The sequence below is a fragment of the Pseudomonas sp. NPDC012596 genome, from assembly GCF_042902325.1.
Lineage (GTDB): Bacteria > Pseudomonadota > Gammaproteobacteria > Pseudomonadales > Pseudomonadaceae > Aquipseudomonas.
The window spans coordinates 1-14,909 of the sequence record NZ_JBIBEB010000035.1; the positions used below are offsets into that span (position 1 = coordinate 1).

General features: G+C 66.4%; 14 protein-coding genes. 12 read left to right on the forward strand and 2 right to left on the reverse strand.

The features are described 5' to 3' along the window. The first annotated feature begins 296 nt into the window (after positions 1-296). The 9 genes from mdcA to madM are packed head-to-tail and all read left to right on the forward strand — an operon-like array spanning position 297 to position 7,512. Positions 297-1,958: a malonate decarboxylase subunit alpha gene (gene mdcA / locus ACFY68_RS25875; RefSeq protein ID WP_387533458.1), complete on the forward strand. Its 1,662-nt coding sequence runs from the start codon at positions 297-299 to the stop codon at positions 1,956-1,958. Then, the gene (locus tag ACFY68_RS25880) at positions 1,958-2,800 is read left to right on the forward strand and encodes a triphosphoribosyl-dephospho-CoA synthase (protein WP_387533461.1); all 843 of its coding nucleotides are present in this window, start codon (positions 1,958-1,960) and stop codon (positions 2,798-2,800) included. Before mdcA ends, ACFY68_RS25880 begins: the two co-directional genes overlap by 1 nt. 1 nt (position 2,801) lies before the next feature. Further along, a complete protein-coding gene (locus ACFY68_RS25885; protein ID WP_387533464.1) occupies positions 2,802-3,101 on the forward strand; it encodes a malonate decarboxylase subunit delta in 300 nt (99 codons plus the stop codon). Further along, positions 3,094-3,942 (forward strand): biotin-independent malonate decarboxylase subunit beta, encoded by an 849-nt coding sequence (locus ACFY68_RS25890; RefSeq protein WP_387533467.1) that lies wholly within the window; start codon positions 3,094-3,096, stop codon positions 3,940-3,942. The genes ACFY68_RS25885 and ACFY68_RS25890 overlap by 8 nt, the downstream gene beginning before the upstream one ends. Further along, complete coding sequence (mdcE, locus tag ACFY68_RS25895; RefSeq protein ID WP_387533470.1) at positions 3,939-4,730, forward strand: biotin-independent malonate decarboxylase subunit gamma; 792 nt, start codon at positions 3,939-3,941, stop codon at positions 4,728-4,730. Before ACFY68_RS25890 ends, mdcE begins: the two co-directional genes overlap by 4 nt. A gap of 1 nt (position 4,731) precedes the next feature. Next, entirely contained in the window at positions 4,732-5,346 is a 615-nt protein-coding gene (locus tag ACFY68_RS25900) for a malonate decarboxylase holo-ACP synthase (protein WP_387533473.1), read from the forward strand. Then, the gene (gene mdcH, locus ACFY68_RS25905; RefSeq protein WP_387533476.1) at positions 5,343-6,263 is read left to right on the forward strand and encodes a malonate decarboxylase subunit epsilon; all 921 of its coding nucleotides are present in this window, start codon (positions 5,343-5,345) and stop codon (positions 6,261-6,263) included. Before ACFY68_RS25900 ends, mdcH begins: the two co-directional genes overlap by 4 nt. 60 nt (positions 6,264-6,323) lie before the next feature. Next, positions 6,324-6,746 (forward strand): malonate transporter subunit MadL, encoded by a 423-nt coding sequence (gene madL / locus ACFY68_RS25910; RefSeq protein ID WP_387533479.1) that lies wholly within the window; start codon positions 6,324-6,326, stop codon positions 6,744-6,746. A 1-nt stretch (position 6,747) separates the two neighbouring features. Continuing rightward, positions 6,748-7,512 (forward strand): malonate transporter subunit MadM, encoded by a 765-nt coding sequence (gene madM / locus ACFY68_RS25915; RefSeq protein WP_346615498.1) that lies wholly within the window; start codon positions 6,748-6,750, stop codon positions 7,510-7,512. A 170-nt stretch (positions 7,513-7,682) separates the two neighbouring features. On the opposite strand, the gene ACFY68_RS25920 is transcribed toward madM, so the two are convergent. Beyond that, positions 7,683-8,594 (reverse strand): LysR substrate-binding domain-containing protein, encoded by a 912-nt coding sequence (locus tag ACFY68_RS25920; RefSeq protein ID WP_346615500.1) that lies wholly within the window; start codon positions 8,592-8,594, stop codon positions 7,683-7,685. A 123-nt stretch (positions 8,595-8,717) separates the two neighbouring features. Here ACFY68_RS25920 and ACFY68_RS25925 point away from each other — a divergent pair, with 123 nt between their 5' ends. From ACFY68_RS25925 to ACFY68_RS25935, 3 genes are all read left to right on the forward strand, one after another. After that, positions 8,718-9,566: a LuxR C-terminal-related transcriptional regulator gene (locus ACFY68_RS25925; RefSeq protein ID WP_387533483.1), complete on the forward strand. Its 849-nt coding sequence runs from the start codon at positions 8,718-8,720 to the stop codon at positions 9,564-9,566. A gap of 65 nt (positions 9,567-9,631) precedes the next feature. Then, complete coding sequence (locus ACFY68_RS25930) at positions 9,632-11,122, forward strand: aldehyde dehydrogenase (protein WP_387533486.1); 1,491 nt, start codon at positions 9,632-9,634, stop codon at positions 11,120-11,122. A gap of 22 nt (positions 11,123-11,144) precedes the next feature. Further along, positions 11,145-12,527 (forward strand): aspartate aminotransferase family protein, encoded by a 1,383-nt coding sequence (locus ACFY68_RS25935; RefSeq protein ID WP_346615503.1) that lies wholly within the window; start codon positions 11,145-11,147, stop codon positions 12,525-12,527. Positions 12,528-12,656: 129 nt separating this feature from the next. Here ACFY68_RS25935 and ACFY68_RS25940 read toward each other — a convergent pair whose 3' ends face one another. Beyond that, positions 12,657-14,657: a U32 family peptidase gene (locus ACFY68_RS25940; RefSeq protein ID WP_387533490.1), complete on the reverse strand. Its 2,001-nt coding sequence runs from the start codon at positions 14,655-14,657 to the stop codon at positions 12,657-12,659. Positions 14,658-14,909 lie beyond the last annotated feature (252 nt).

The following is a 14,909-nucleotide window of genomic DNA, read 5'->3' on the forward strand; positions in this document are numbered from 1 at the left end:
GCTAACAACTATGGCCTATCAGGCCATGGCACGTTGCAACAAATGTAGGAGCGGGCTTGCCCGCGATGCGCCGCGCGGGCGGCGCTCGATCTCAAAGGCGCTGAAGATCTCAAGGCAAGCGCTTCGCGGGCGGCGCTCGATCTCATGGGCGCCAACCCACTCAAGGCATACGCCAGCAGACACCGCATAGCCCCAACCATTACCCTAACCGTAACGATCAACCCCCCAGCTTGATTGATCCCCCACCCACCCCAGCCCTACTGTGCCCCCACGACAGCGAACCCGTGGAGTCACCCATGACCATAACGAAGAATCCACCGCCGCAGTGGTCCAGGCGGCGCGCCGAGAAGCAGCGCCGCCTGGACCGGGTCAAACACCTGGCCGACGGTGTGGTGCTGCCCACCGAGCGCATTGTCGAAGCGCTGGAACTGTTGATTGCCCCCGGTGACCGGGTGGTACTCGAAGGCAACAACCAGAAGCAGGCCGACTTCCTCTCGCGTTCGCTGGCCAAGGCCGACCCCGAGCGCCTGCACGACCTGCACATGATCATGCCCAGTGTCAGCCGCGCCGAGCACCTGGACCTGTTCGAGCGCGGCATAGCCCGTAAGCTCGACTTTTCCTTCGCCGGCCCGCAGAGCCTGCGCATCGGCCAGTTGCTGGAAGACGGCCTGCTCGAAGTTGGCGCCATCCACACCTACATCGAACTGTATTCACGCCTGCTGGTGGACCTGATCCCCAACGTCACCCTGGTGGCCGGCTTCATGGCCGACCGTGACGGCAACCTGTATACCGGCCCCAGCACCGAGGACACCCCGGCGCTGGTCGAGCCCGCAGCCTTCAGCGATGGCCTGGTGATCGCCCAGGTCAACCAGCTGGTGGACCGCGTAGACGACCTGCCGCGCGTGGATATTCCGGCGTCCTGGGTGGACTTTGTGGTGGTCGCCGACCAGCCGTTCTACATCGAGCCGCTGTTCACCCGTGACCCGCGCCATATCAAGCCCGTGCATGTACTGATGGCGATGATGGCGATCCGTGGCATCTATGAAAAACACCAGGTGCAGTCGCTCAACCACGGGATTGGCTTCAACACTGCTGCCATCGAGCTGATCTTGCCAACCTATGGCGAGTCGCTGGGCCTGAAAGGCAAGATCTGCCGCAACTGGACCCTCAACCCGCACCCGACACTGATCCCCGCCATCGAAACCGGCTGGGTCGAAAGCGTGCACTGCTTCGGCACTGAACTGGGCATGGAGGACTACATCGCCCAGCGCCCGGACGTGTTCTTCACCGGCCGCGACGGCTCGCTGCGCTCCAACCGCATGATGTGCCAGCTGGCCGGGCAGTACGCGGTCGACCTGTTCATCGGCGCCACTTTGCAAGTCGATGGCGATGGCCATTCCTCGACCGTCACCCGGGGCCGCCTGGCGGGCTTCGGCGGCGCCCCGAACATGGGCCACGACCCCCGCGGCCGGCGCCATGCCACCCCGGCCTGGCTGGACATGACCGTGCCCGACACCCTGCTCGAACGCGGCCGCAAGCTGGTGGTGCAGATGGTCGAGACCTACCAGGAAGGCGGCAAACCCACCTTCGTCGAGACGCTCGATGCAGTCGAGGTGGCGAAGAAAGCTGGCATGCCGCTGGCACCGGTGATGATCTACGGCGACGACGTCACCCACCTGCTCACCGAGGAAGGCATCGCCTACCTCTACAAAGCCCGCAGCCTGGAGGAGCGCCAGCAGATGATCGCCGCCGTGGCCGGCGTCACCGCCATCGGCTTGCGCCACGACCCTAAGGACACCTTGCGCTTGCGCCAGCAAGGCCTGGTGGCCCTGCCCGAAGACCTCGGCATCCGCCGCACCGACGCCAGCCGCGAACTGCTCGCCGCACGCAGCATCGCCGATTTGGTCGACTGGTCCGGTGGCCTGTACAACCCGCCCGCACGGTTCAGGAGCTGGTAATGAAAGCACTCAACCTGCAACCCTTGCCGCTGGCCGATCACCTTGCCGACCTGGCAGTGGAGGCGCTGATCGACGAAGCCGACCTGTCGCCCAAGCCCGGCCTGGTAGACCGCCGCAGCAGCGGCGCGCACAGCGACATGAGCCTGGCCCTGATGCATGCCTCGGCGCTGGCCCTGTGGCCCTGCCTGCGGCAGATGGCCGAGGCAGCACAGGCCCATGGTGAAATCGGCGTGCCGCTGCGTGCCGCCCTGGGCCGCATCGGCCGTGAAGGCGAGGCGGCCATGCTGACGGCTACCGCTGGCGTGAACACCCATCGCGGCGCGATCTGGGCGCTTGGCCTGCTGGTCGCGGCCCGCGCCCTGGATGCTCAGGCCGACCCCATCACCCTAGCCGCACGCGCCGGCCGCATCGCCCTGATCGACGACCCGGCCGCCGCGGTGCAAGACAGCCACGGCACCCAGGTACGCCGCCGTTACGGTGCCAGCGGTGCCCGCGAGCAAGCGCAACAAGGTTTTCCCGCCGTCATTGAACACGGCCTGCCACAACTGCGCCGCAGCCGCGCCATGGGTGCCGGCGAAAACCACGCACGGCTCGATGCCTTGCTGGCGATCATGGCCGCACTCAGCGACACCTGCGTGCTTTGGCGCGCCGGCCGCGAAGGCCTGCAAACGCTGCAGCAGGGTGCCCGCGATGTGCTTGCGGCCGGTGGCAGTGCCACGCTCGCAGGCCGTCGCCAACTGCGCCTGCTGGACGCCCGACTGCTGCAACTCAACGCCTCACCGGGCGGCGCCGCCGATTTGCTGGCTGCCTGCCTGTTCCTCGACAAAGCCGGGAGCCTGTGACATGGAAACCCTGAACTTTCAATTCCCGGCCGCCGAGCCTGGCCGTGGCCGCACCCTGGTGGGCTGCGTCAGCTCCGGTGACCTGGAAGTGCTGATCGAACCCGGCACTGCCGGCCACCTGCAAATCCAGGTCGTCACCTCGGTCAACGGCAGCGGCGCGCGCTGGGGCCAGCTGTTCCAGCGGCTGTTCGAAGGCCGCCAGTGGCCGGCGGTGAAGATCGACATCCATGATTTCGGCGCCACCCCTGGCGTGGTACGCCTGCGCCTGGAGCAAGGCTTCGAGGAGATCGCCCATGACTGATACCGAACGCCTGCTGCGCAGCCGCAGCTTCGTCGAACTGGGTGCGCGCCAGCGCGCCCGCGCCTTGCTCGACCCGGGCAGCTTCCGCGAGCTGCTGGGGCCGTTCGACCGTTTGATGTCGCCGTGGCTGCCGCGTCAGGGCATCGTGCCCCAGGCTGACGACGGCGTGGTCATCGCCCAAGGCCTGCTGGGCGGTCGCCGCACAGTCATTGCCGCCATCGAAGGTGCGTTCCAGGGCGGCAGCATGGGTGAAGTCGGCGGTGCCAAGATTGCCGGTGCGCTGGAACTGGCCATTGAAGACAACCGCAACGGCATACCGACCTGCGCCGTGCTGCTGCTGGAAACCGGCGGCGTACGCCTGCAGGAGGCCAACCTCGGCCTGGCGGCGATTGCCGAAATCCAGGCCGCGATCGTCGAGCTGCGTAGCCATCAACCGGTCATCGGCCTGGTCGCAGGCGCCGTCGGCTGCTTCGGCGGCATGTCCATCGCTGCCGGCCTGTGCAGCCACTTGCTGGTCACCCGCGAAGCGCGCCTGGGCCTCAACGGCCCGCAGGTGATCGAGCAGGAGGCTGGTATCGGCGAATACGACGCCAAGGACCGCCCGTTCATCTGGAGCCTGACCGGGGGTGAACAGCGCCACGCCAGCGGCCTGGTGGACGGCTACGTGGCCGATGACGTCGACGACATTCGCCAGCAGCTGTTGCAGCTGCTCGATGCCCCCAGTGCCGATCGCGCAGGCCGCCATACCTGGTACCGCGAACGGCTTGCGAGCCTTGGCGCCGACTGCCCGCAACTGGACGCCGCCGCCGTGCGTGCCCTTTACCAAGGAGAAACCCCATGAACCGCGCCCTGAACTGGCTGCCGGGCCTGGCCGGTGGTGAAGCACTGCCGGGTTACCCCGCGTCACTGCGGGTCATTGACGGCGAACTGGACAACCGCCTGGCGCGCTTCATCGCCGTCGTGCCGGATGCACACAACCCGTTCCCCCGCGCGCGCACTGGTGAGGTGGGCCTGCTCGAGGGCTGGGGCCTGGCCAAAGCGGTGAGCGAGGCAGTCGAACTGGACCGCGACGGCGAGAAACGCGCCATCGTCGCAGTCATCGATGTCCCCAGCCAGGCATACGGCCGCCGCGAGGAGGCCTTGGGCATCCACCAGGCCCTGGCCGGCGCGGTGCAGGCCTATGCCCAGGCACGCCTGGCCGGGCACCCGGTGATCGGCCTGCTGGTGGGCAAGGCCATGTCCGGCGCCTTCCTGGCCCACGGTTACCAGGCCCAGCGGCTGATCGCCCTGGACGACAGCGGGGTGATGGTGCACGCGATGGGCAAAGCCGCCGCCGCGCGCATTACCTTGCGCAGTGTCGAACAGCTCGAAGCCCTGGCCGCCGAAGTGCCGCCGATGGCATATGACCTGGCCAGCTATGCCTCGCTCGGCCTGTTGTGGCGGCGCTTGAGTGTGGAAAACGCCGATACCCCAGGCCCAGCCGACCTGGCCCAGGTGCGGGCCTGCCTGGCCGAAGCCGTGCGCGATATCGGCACCTCCACCGACCTGTCGGCGCGCCTGAATGGCGAACACCGCAACGCGTCCCGCGAAGTGCGTGCGCGCTTGCGCAGCCAATGGCAGGAGGCCTGAGATGAACGCCCCGCAGCCACATGACCTGCTCTGGGGGATGCCCCCGGCTGCGTTGCCCGCCGATGCCCCTGCCTGGGCCGCGCAGGTACTGGCGGCCGGGCAGCCTGTGGTGGTGCGGCGTGCGCGCTACGCCGCAGGTTGGTTAGCGGTGGGCGTGCGTGGGCAAGGGCGGGCGCAGCGCCTGGGCGTGCAAATGCGCCTGGCCGATGTTCGCCTGCAGGCAAGCCCCGAGGCGCTGCGCTGGCAGGGCGACAGCCTTTGGCCTGCGCTGCGGGCACTGGCCAGCGTGGCCCCGGTGCTCGATGCCAGCGGGCTGGCGTGGGGGCCGACGGGCGGGGTGGGTTATCAGCTGGCCACCGGGGTGAATGTGCTGCACGCCGCCAGCGACCTGGATCTGGTACTGCGCGCACCCGAGCCTGTCACCCGGGCCAAGGCGCGTGAGCTGCTGGATATCCTCGATTGCGGCCCTTGCCGCATCGATGTGCAGCTGGAAACCCCTGCAGGCGCCATTGCCTTGCGCGAATGGGCCGGCGCGGCGCGGCGCGTACTGCTCAAGTCGGCGCTTGGTGCCCAGTTGGTAACCGACCCCTGGGCCCTGCTGGAGCACGCAGCGTGAGTAGCCTGTTCGCTTTCCCTGGCCAGGGCGCCCAGCAGGCTGGCATGTTGCATCGCCTGCCCGAAGGCTCGACAGCATTGCTGGAGGAGGCCAGCGACAGCCTCGGTGAACAGGTGCTGGCGCTGGACAGCCAGGCGGCCTTGCAGTCCACCCGCGCCGTGCAGCTGTGCCTGCTGCTGGCAGGTGTGGCCTGGGCGCGTTGGCTGATGCAGCGCAGCCCGGCGCCCGACTACGTGGCAGGCCTGTCGATTGGCGCCTATCCCGCCGCAGTCGCAGCAGGCGCGCTGGGTTTTGCCGATGCCGTGCGGCTGGTGGCCTTGCGCGGTGAGCTGATGCAGCGCGCCTACCCGCAAGGCTACGGCATGACCGCCGTCAGCGGCCTGGACCTGGCCAGCATCGAGCGCCTGCTGGCCGAGGTGGGCGGCGAGGTGTACCTGGCCAACCTCAACAGCGACAACCAGATCGTCATCGCCGGCAGCGACACCGCCATGGCCGAAGTCGCGGCCAAGGCGCGCAGCCTTGGCCAGGGTGTGGCCCGACGCCTGGCTGTCAGCGTGCCGTCCCATTGCCGTTTGCTCGACGGCCCGGCCGCCGAGCTGGCCGAAGCGTTCGCCAACGTTGCCCTGCGGCGCCCGCGCATCACGTACCTGAGCGGCAGCAGCGCACGGCCGATCTTCGACCCGCAACGCCTGCGTGCCGACCTGGCCGGCAACATGGCCAGGCTTGTGGACTGGCGTGCTACGTTGCGCACTGCCTATGAACGCGGCGTGCGCCTGCACCTTGAAATACCGCCTGGCAGCGTGCTCAGCGGCCTCGCCCGCCCGGTTTTCGAACAGGGCAGGGTACTGGCCATCGACGCCACCCGCCCGGACACCGTCGACGCGCTGTTGCGCCAGGAGGTGGCCGACAAGCGATAACGGCGCTGCAACTCGAAGGACAACAACAAACAACTTCGATACAAGCTGAGGACAACAACAATGATCATTTATGGTGTGGCTCTGCTGGCCGTGTGCACGCTTGCCGGCGTCATCGTCGGCGACTTCCTGGGCGTGCTGCTGGGCGTCAAATCCAATGTGGGCGGGGTCGGCATCGCCATGATCCTGCTGATCTGCGCAAGGCTGTACATGCACCGGCATGGCGGCATGAGCAAGGAGTGCGAATTCGGGGTCGGCTTCTGGGGCGCCATGTACATCCCGGTGGTGGTGGCCATGGCCGCCCAGCAGAACGTGGTTACTGCCCTGCACGGCGGGCCGGTGGCGCTGCTGGCCGCGGTCGGCGCGGTGCTGGTGTGCGGCCTGACCATCGCCGTGATCAGCCGCAGCCACCGCGGCGAACCCCTGCCGGCACTCGATGCGCCCCCCACCAGCCCTGCGCAGGTAGCCCCTGCAGGAGGTCGCTGACATGTGGCCACTCATTGACAATGCCCTGGAACACAACGGCCTGATCACCGCTTTTGCGGTGGTGGGCGGGATCATGTGGTTGTCGGTACTGCTGTCGAAGTACCTGACCTTCGGCCGCGTGCATGGCTCGGCCATCGCCATCGTCATCGGCCTGGTGCTGGCCTGGGTCGGTGGCACCGTGACCGGTGGGCAGAAGGGCCTGGCCGACATGGCGCTGTTCTCGGGCATCGGCCTGATGGGCGGGGCCATGCTGCGCGACTTTGCCATCGTCGCCACGGCGTTCGAGGTGCAGGCCACCGAAGCGCGCAAGGCCGGCATGATCGGCGCGATCGCGCTGCTGCTGGGCACCGTGCTGCCGTTCATGGTCGGTGCCGGGGTGGCCTATGCGTTCGGTTACCGTGATGCGGTGAGCATGACCACCATCGGTGCGGGTGCGGTGACGTACATCGTCGGGCCGGTGACGGGGGCGGCACTGGGTGCGAGTTCCGATGTGATGGCGCTGTCGATAGCCACCGGGTTGATCAAGGCGATCCTGGTCATGGTATTCACGCCGGTATCGGCGCGCTTGCTGGCGCTGGACAACCCGCGTTCGGCGATGGTGTTTGGTGGCTTGGCCGGGACGGTGTCCGGCGTGACGGCGGGGCTGGCGGCGACGGATCGGCGGTTGGTGCCATATGGGGCGCTGACGGCGACCTTCCATACCGGGTTGGGTTGCTTGATGGGGCCTTCGATTCTGTATTTCTGTGTTCGAGGGCTGGTGGGCTGACCCACCCTGGGGCTGCTGTGCAGCCCATCGCCGGCAAGCCGGCTCCCACAGGTACAGCAGCGTCTTCAAGGCTGTGATGATACCTGGATTACCCCAAGGGTTGGATTGGTGTCCAACTTCCGGGGGCAGCCCATACCTGTGGGAGCCGGCTTGCCGGCGATAGGGCCACCTCAATTCTCGCGGCTGTACATCCTGCATTCAGCCAACAAAGCCAATAAATTCGGCTCCCGCTCCCGGGCCTTCAGAAACACCACCCCGATATGCTGCTGCAACCGATACCTTGCCTGCAGCGCAATCAGCTTCACGCGGTTCTCGTACACCGCCGCAATCCGCCCGGGCAGCAAGGCAAAGCCCACCCCCGAACTGACCATGCTCAGTAGGGTGAAGATGTCATTCACCTGCATCGCCACCTTCGGCTCGAACCCCGCCTGCTGGAACACCCGGGCGCCATCGCGGTGGGTGGCAAAGCCTTGGGTCAGGGTAATGAAGGTGGAGTCGGCAAGGTCCGCCAGGTCGACTTCCTGTTGCTCGGCGAACGGTGAGTCGGTGGGCACGGCCAGGAAGATATCATCGGAGAACAACGGCAACTGCTCGCAGGCAGGGTCGGCCACGCTCTCGTCCAGCGATACCAGCATCGCTTCCAGTTCATGGTTCTTCAGGCGCTGCAGCAAGTCGACGTTCGAGCCCAGGGTCAGGTCGATGTTGAGCTCGCTGCGCCGCAGCTTCAGGCCCATCACCAGCTTCGGCACGGTCTTGACGGTCAGCGAATACAGCGCCCCCAGGCGGAAACGCTCGGCGTAAAAACCGGCCGCCTCGCGCGTCTGGCGCACCATCTGTTCGGCATCCTGGATCAGCTGGCGGGCTTTCTTTTCCAGCACATAGGCGCTTTCCAACGGTATCAGCTGGCGGCCCTCGTGCTTGAACAGCGGGCAGCGCAGGGCGCTTTCCAGCGAATGGATGGCCCGGTGCACGCTGACCGCGCTGGTAGACAATTCGGCGGCGGCGCGGCCGAGGTTGCCGCTGCGCATGAAGGCGAGAAAAGTCTCGAGCTTTTTCAGGGTCAATTCTTCGTCGATCAGCATGGCAGGGCCCTGAAATGGAGGTGCTGCAGAGCATGCCACAACCTCACCCCGAAGGGTGATGGCCGGCCCTGGCAACCCATGCAAGAATCCCAGCCATGACCACCCTGGCATGGGACCACGACAATGAGCAAAGACCGGCTGAAATCGCCCGACTGGTACGCGCAGATGGCCCGTGTCATCGACGCCCAGGGCACGCCGGGCTTCGTCGACGCGCTGTTCGCTGCGCTCAGGCTGCTTGCCCCGTGCCAGGCCATCACCGTGTTTCTCTACCCGCGCAAGGGCCTGCCTTCGGCGCTGTTCGTCAAGGACGAGGAAGGGCCGTGGCTGCCGGAAGGCAACGTGCAGCGCTACCTTGAAGGCTATTACCTACTGTGCCCGTTCTATCGGGCCTGCATGGATGGCGTGGCGGCCGGCTGTTACCGGCTGAGCGACGTGGCGCCCGACCACTTCAAACGCAGCGAGTATTACCTGGCCTTCTACCAGCACGCGCACATGGAAGACGAGCCGAACTTCATCGTCCCGCTGGACGAAGACCTGACCATCGCCGTGTCGTTGGCCAGCACCCAGCGCCTGGCCCGCCAGCAGGTCAATGACCTCAAGTGCGTGGCGCCCTGGGTAGCGGCGGTGGTACGCCGGCAGTGGGGCCACCTGGACATCAACGCACTCGGCGGGCGCTTCGAGAGTGCTTTGGGCCGGCAGATCAGCGCCGCGCTGAACAACTTCGGCTCCTCCTTGCTCACCGAGCGCGAATGCCGCATCGCCCAGTACCTGCTGCGCGGCCACTCGACGCGCTCGCTGGCCGAGCGCCTGGGTATCAGCGAAGACACGGTGAAGACCCACCGCAAGAACCTCTACACCAAGCTCGACATCGCCAAGCAGTCCGAGCTGTTCTCGCTGTTTATCGATTCCCTGGCCCAGGCCCAGGAGGGCTTGAGCAAGGACCCGCTGGAAAGCTACCTGCGAAGGCGCTGACCCCCGCGCGACACCTCATTCGAACAAACAATCCGGCCGCGCGTGCGGCCGCTAGGGAGACCTGCGTGCATACGAAAAGCGATTGGCAGCAGCGCGCTGCACGGCAAACTTTCATCACCACGGCGTTGGTCGACGGCCGTCCGCTGGCGGCGCAGTCCGGGCTGACCTTCGATGCCATCAACCCGGCCACCCAGCAACGGCTGGCACAGGTCGCCGCCTGCGGCGATGCCGAAGTCGACCAGGCTGTACGCTCGGCGCGCCGCGCCTTCGAGCAAGGCCCATGGGCCCGCATGGCACCGGCGGCACGCAAGCGTGTGCTGCTGCGCCTGGCCGAGCTGATCCTGGCCCACCGCGAGGAGCTGGCGCTGCTCGACTCGCTGAACATGGGCAAGCCGGTGATGGACGCCTACAGCATCGACGTGCCCGGCGCCGCCAACGTGTTCGCCTGGTACGGCGAGGCGCTGGACAAGGTCTATGACCAGGTCGCGCCCACCGCCGGCAATGCCCTGGCCACGGTCACCCGCGAAGCGCTGGGCGTGGTGGGTGCAGTGGTGCCGTGGAACTTCCCGCTGGACATGGCCGCCTGGAAGGTCGCCCCCGCCCTGGCCGCCGGCAACAGCGTGGTGCTCAAACCTGCCGAACAATCGCCGTTCTCGGCCCTGCGGCTGGCGCAACTTGCGCTTGAGGCGGGTGTGCCGGAAGGCGTGCTCAACGTGGTGCCGGGCCTGGGCGAAAGCGCCGGCCGCGCCTTGGGCCTGCACGCGGATGTCGACTGCCTGGTGTTCACCGGCTCCACCCAGGTGGGCAAATATTTCATGCAGTACTCGGCGCAATCCAACCTCAAGCAGGTGTGGCTGGAGTGCGGCGGCAAGAGCCCGAACCTGGTGTTCGACGATTGCCAGGACCTTGACCTGGCCGCCGAGAAGGCAGCTTTTGGCATCTTCTTCAATCAGGGCGAAGTGTGCTCGGCCAACTCACGGCTGTATGTGCAGCGCTCGATCCACGACGAATTCGTCGAGCGCCTGCTGGCCAAGGCCCGCGACTGGCAGCCCGGCGACCCGCTGGACCCGGCCAGCCGCGCCGGAGCCATCGTCGACGGCGCACAGAGCGCGCGCATCATGGCCGCCATCGAGCAGGCCCAGGGCGACGGTGCCCGCCTGCTGTGCGGCGGCCAGCGCCTGAGCTTCAACGGCTCGAACAACTTCATCGCACCCACCGTGTTTGCCGACGTGCGCCCGGGCTCGGCCCTGGCCCGTGAAGAAGTGTTCGGCCCGGTGCTGGCGATTACCGCTTTTGACGACGAAGAGCAGGCCGTGCGCCTGGCCAACGACAGCGTCTACGGCCTGGCTGCCTCGCTGTGGAGCGACGACCTCAACCGTGCTCACCGCGTTGCCCGGCGCCTGAAGGCTGGCACCGTCTCGGTCAACACGGTCGATGCCCTGGATGTGGCGGTGCCGTTTGGTGGCGGCCGCCAGTCGGGCTTTGGCCGCGACCTGTCGCTGCACGCCTTCGACAAGTACACCCAGCTCAAGACCACCTGGTTCCAGCTGCGCTGACCCTCACTCACGGAGAACAACAATGAACGCACCTTTCCAGCCGCAACGCGACACCCGCGACTACCAGGCCAGCGACGCGGCCCACCACATCCATGCCTTCCTCGACCAGAAGGCCCTGAACGCCGAAGGCCCGCGGGTGATCACCCGGGGTGAAGGCCTGTACCTGTGGGACAACGACGGCCGGCGTTACCTGGACGGTATGTCCGGCTTGTGGTGCACGCAGCTGGGGTACGGCCGCAAGGACCTGACCGCGGCCGCTGCCGCGCAGATGGACCAGCTGGCCTACTACAACATGTTCTTCCACACCACCCACCCGGCGGTGATCGAGTTGTCCGAACTGCTGTTCAGCCTGCTGCCCGGGCACTACAGCCACGCGATCTACACCAACTCTGGCTCCGAGGCCAACGAGGTGCTGATCCGTACCGTGCGCCGCTACTGGCAGGTGGTCGGGCAGCCGAACAAGAAGATCATGATCGGCCGCTGGAACGGTTACCACGGTTCGACCCTGGCGGCCACGGCGCTGGGCGGCATGAAGTTCATGCACGAGATGGGCGGGCTGATCCCGGACGTGGCGCACATCGACGAGCCGTACTGGTACGCCGAAGGCGGCGAGCTGACGCCGGCCGAGTTCGGCCGCCGCTGCGCGTTGCAGCTGGAGGAGAAGATCCTCGAACTGGGCGCCGAGAACGTCGCAGGCTTTGTCGCCGAGCCGTTCCAGGGCGCGGGCGGGATGATCTTCCCGCCGGAAAGCTACTGGCCGGAAATCCAGCGCATCTGCCGCCAGTACGACGTGCTGCTGTGCGCCGACGAAGTGATCGGTGGCTTTGGCCGTACCGGCGAATGGTTCGCCCACGAGTACTTCGGCTTCGAGCCCGATACCCTGTCCATTGCCAAGGGCCTGACGTCGGGTTACGTGCCCATGGGCGGCCTGGTGTTGAGCAAGCGCATTGCTGAAGCGTTGGTTGAGCGCGGCGGGGTATTCGCCCACGGCCTGACTTATTCCGGCCACCCGGTGGCGGCCGCCGTGGCCATCGCCAACCTCAAGGCCCTGCGCGACGAGGGCATCGTGCGCCAGGTCAAGGACGATACCGGGCCATACCTGCAGCGCATGCTGCGCGAGACGTTTGCCAACCACCCGTTGATTGGCCAGGTGCAGGGCGCCGGGCTGGTGGCGGCGTTACAGTTTGCCGAAGACAAGGGCAGCCGCAAGCGTTACGCCAACGAGAATGACCTGGCCTGGCAGTGCCGCACCTATGGCTTCGAGGAAGGCGTGATCATTCGCTCGACGCTGGGGCGCATGATCATGGCGCCGGCCCTGGTGGCCACGCATGCTGAGCTGGATGAACTGGTGGAGAAGACCCGCATTGCCGTGGACCGCACTGCGCGGGGCTTGGGGATTCTTTGAGGCTGCAAGGGGCCGCTTCGCAGCCCAATCGCCGGCAAGCCGGCTCCCACAGGTACCCCATAAGTCGCAAGACTTGTACTGTACCTGCGGGAGCCGGCTTGCCGGCGATTGGCCCTTACAGACGAACCCTCAATGCGGTGCGCGCGGGATGGTCTTTAGCAGGTCTTCCGGGCTGATGTGCCCGACCACCTGGGCCACCGCGCTGCCTGGGGTCGGCAGGTCGATGATGTGGCCTTTCATCTTGCCGATGACATGCATCTCGCACGGCTTGCAGTCGAACTTCAAGGTCAGCACTTCATCGCCCTGAATCAGCTGCATCGGCGCCACCTTGGTGCGCACGCCGGTCACGCCCTTGGCCTGTTTCGGGCACAGGTTGAACGAGAAACGCAGGCAGTGCTTGGTGATCATCACCGGCACTTCGCCGTGCTCTTCGTGCGCTTCATACGCCGCGTCGATCAGTTGCACACCGTGGCGGTGGTAGAAGTCGCGGGCCTTCTGGTTGTACACGTTGGCCAGGAACGACAAGTGCGACTCGGGGTACACCGGCGGCGGCGTGGTCTCGGCCTTGCGCCCGCCACGTGGGTGGGCCTTGATGCGTGCCTCGGTCAGCGCCTCGATGGCCTCGCGGCGCAGGGCCTTGAGCTGCGAGTTGGGGATGAAGTACGCCTGGGGCGCGTCCAGCTCGATGCTGTTGGCGTGGTACATCGTGGTGCCCAGCTGGCCCAGCAGGTCGTGCAACTGGTCCAGCGCCTGCTGCGGTTTGTTGGCGGCACCGAACGGGCCGTCCAGGGCCACCTGAACGCTGACGCCTTCTTCACTGCTGACGCTGAGCATCAGGCGCTGCTCGGTGAGCACAGCATGCCAATCCACGCCGATGCGGCGTTCTGCCGACGTGCGCTGCAGGGCCTGCTGCCAGTTGTGGTCCAGGTTACGCGACAGCGGATGGTTCGGGCGCAGCTTGTGCAGGCCCTCTGGCATCTCGTTGGGCTCGACCCGGTAGCGGTAGCGCTTCTGGCCGTCTTCCTCGAACTCGCCACGCGGCTCGGCGATGTTGGCACGGAAGCCCACCACCTCGCGTTTGACCAGCACGTTCAGGCCGTCACCGTTGGTCAGTGGCACTTCAGTGACCACCTGCATGTCGCGCTTGCCGACCTTTTCCACCACACCCACCGGCAGGCCGGTGAAAGTGGGCGAGTCGAAGGCGCCGATGTCGACCTTACGGTCGGTGACGAAGTAGTCGGTGCTGCCGCGGTGGAAGGTCTTGTCCGGGTCGGGCAGGAAGAAGTGCTCGGTGCGGCCGCTGGAAGCGCGGGCGAGGGCCGGGCGGTCTTCCAGGATGGCATCGAGCTCTTTGCGGTAATGGGCGGTGATGTTCTTCACATACCCCATGTCCTTGTAGCGGCCCTCGATCTTGAACGAGCGCACGCCGGCATCGACCAGGTCGCGCAGGTTGGCGGTCTGGTTGTTGTCCTTCATCGACAACAGGTGCTTCTCGAATGCCACCACACGGCCCTGGTCATCCTTGAGCGTGTACGGCAGGCGGCAAGCCTGCGAGCAGTCGCCGCGGTTGGCGCTGCGGCCGGTCTGCGCGTGGGAGATGTTGCACTGGCCGGAGAAGGCCACGCACAGCGCACCGTGGATGAAGAACTCGATGGCTGCATCGGTTTCGGCGGCGATGGCGCGGATTTGCTGCAGGTTCAGCTCACGCGCCAGGACCAGTTGCGAGAAGCCGGCCTGGTCGAGGAATTTCGCCCGCTCCAGGGTACGGATGTCGGTCTGGGTGCTGGCGTGCAGCTCGATTGGCGGGATATCCAGCTCCATCACCCCCAGGTCCTGCACGATCAACGCGTCAACGCCCGCGTCGTAGAGCTGGTGGATCAGCTTGCGCGCTGGCTCCAGTTCGTTGTCGTGGAGGATGGTGTTGATGGTGGTGAACACGCGCGCGTGGTAACGGCGGGCGAATTCCACCAGCTCGGCGATTTCGCCGACTTCGTTGCAGGCGTTGTGGCGCGCGCCGAAGCTCGGGCCACCGATGTAGATGGCATCAGCGCCGTGCAGGATCGCTTCGCGGGCGATGGCCACGTCACGGGCAGGGCTGAGCAGTTCCAGATGATTTTTTGGAAGGGACATGTCGTTATAGGTTCGGGCTGTCACGGTAGGGCGGCATTGTACCGGGGAAATGGCTGGGTGGCATGCTTTGGGTGCCCAGAGGTGTGGTGACTGGGCCGGCCCCTTCGCGGGGCAAGCCCGCTCCCACAGGTTATCCCTGTACTCGAGGGTTATGGTGTACCTGTGGGAGCGGGCTTGCCCCGGGTACAAACCGAAGACATCGTTTACATTTCAAACCGGGAACATGGTTTACAGGCTAATACGCATGATCAG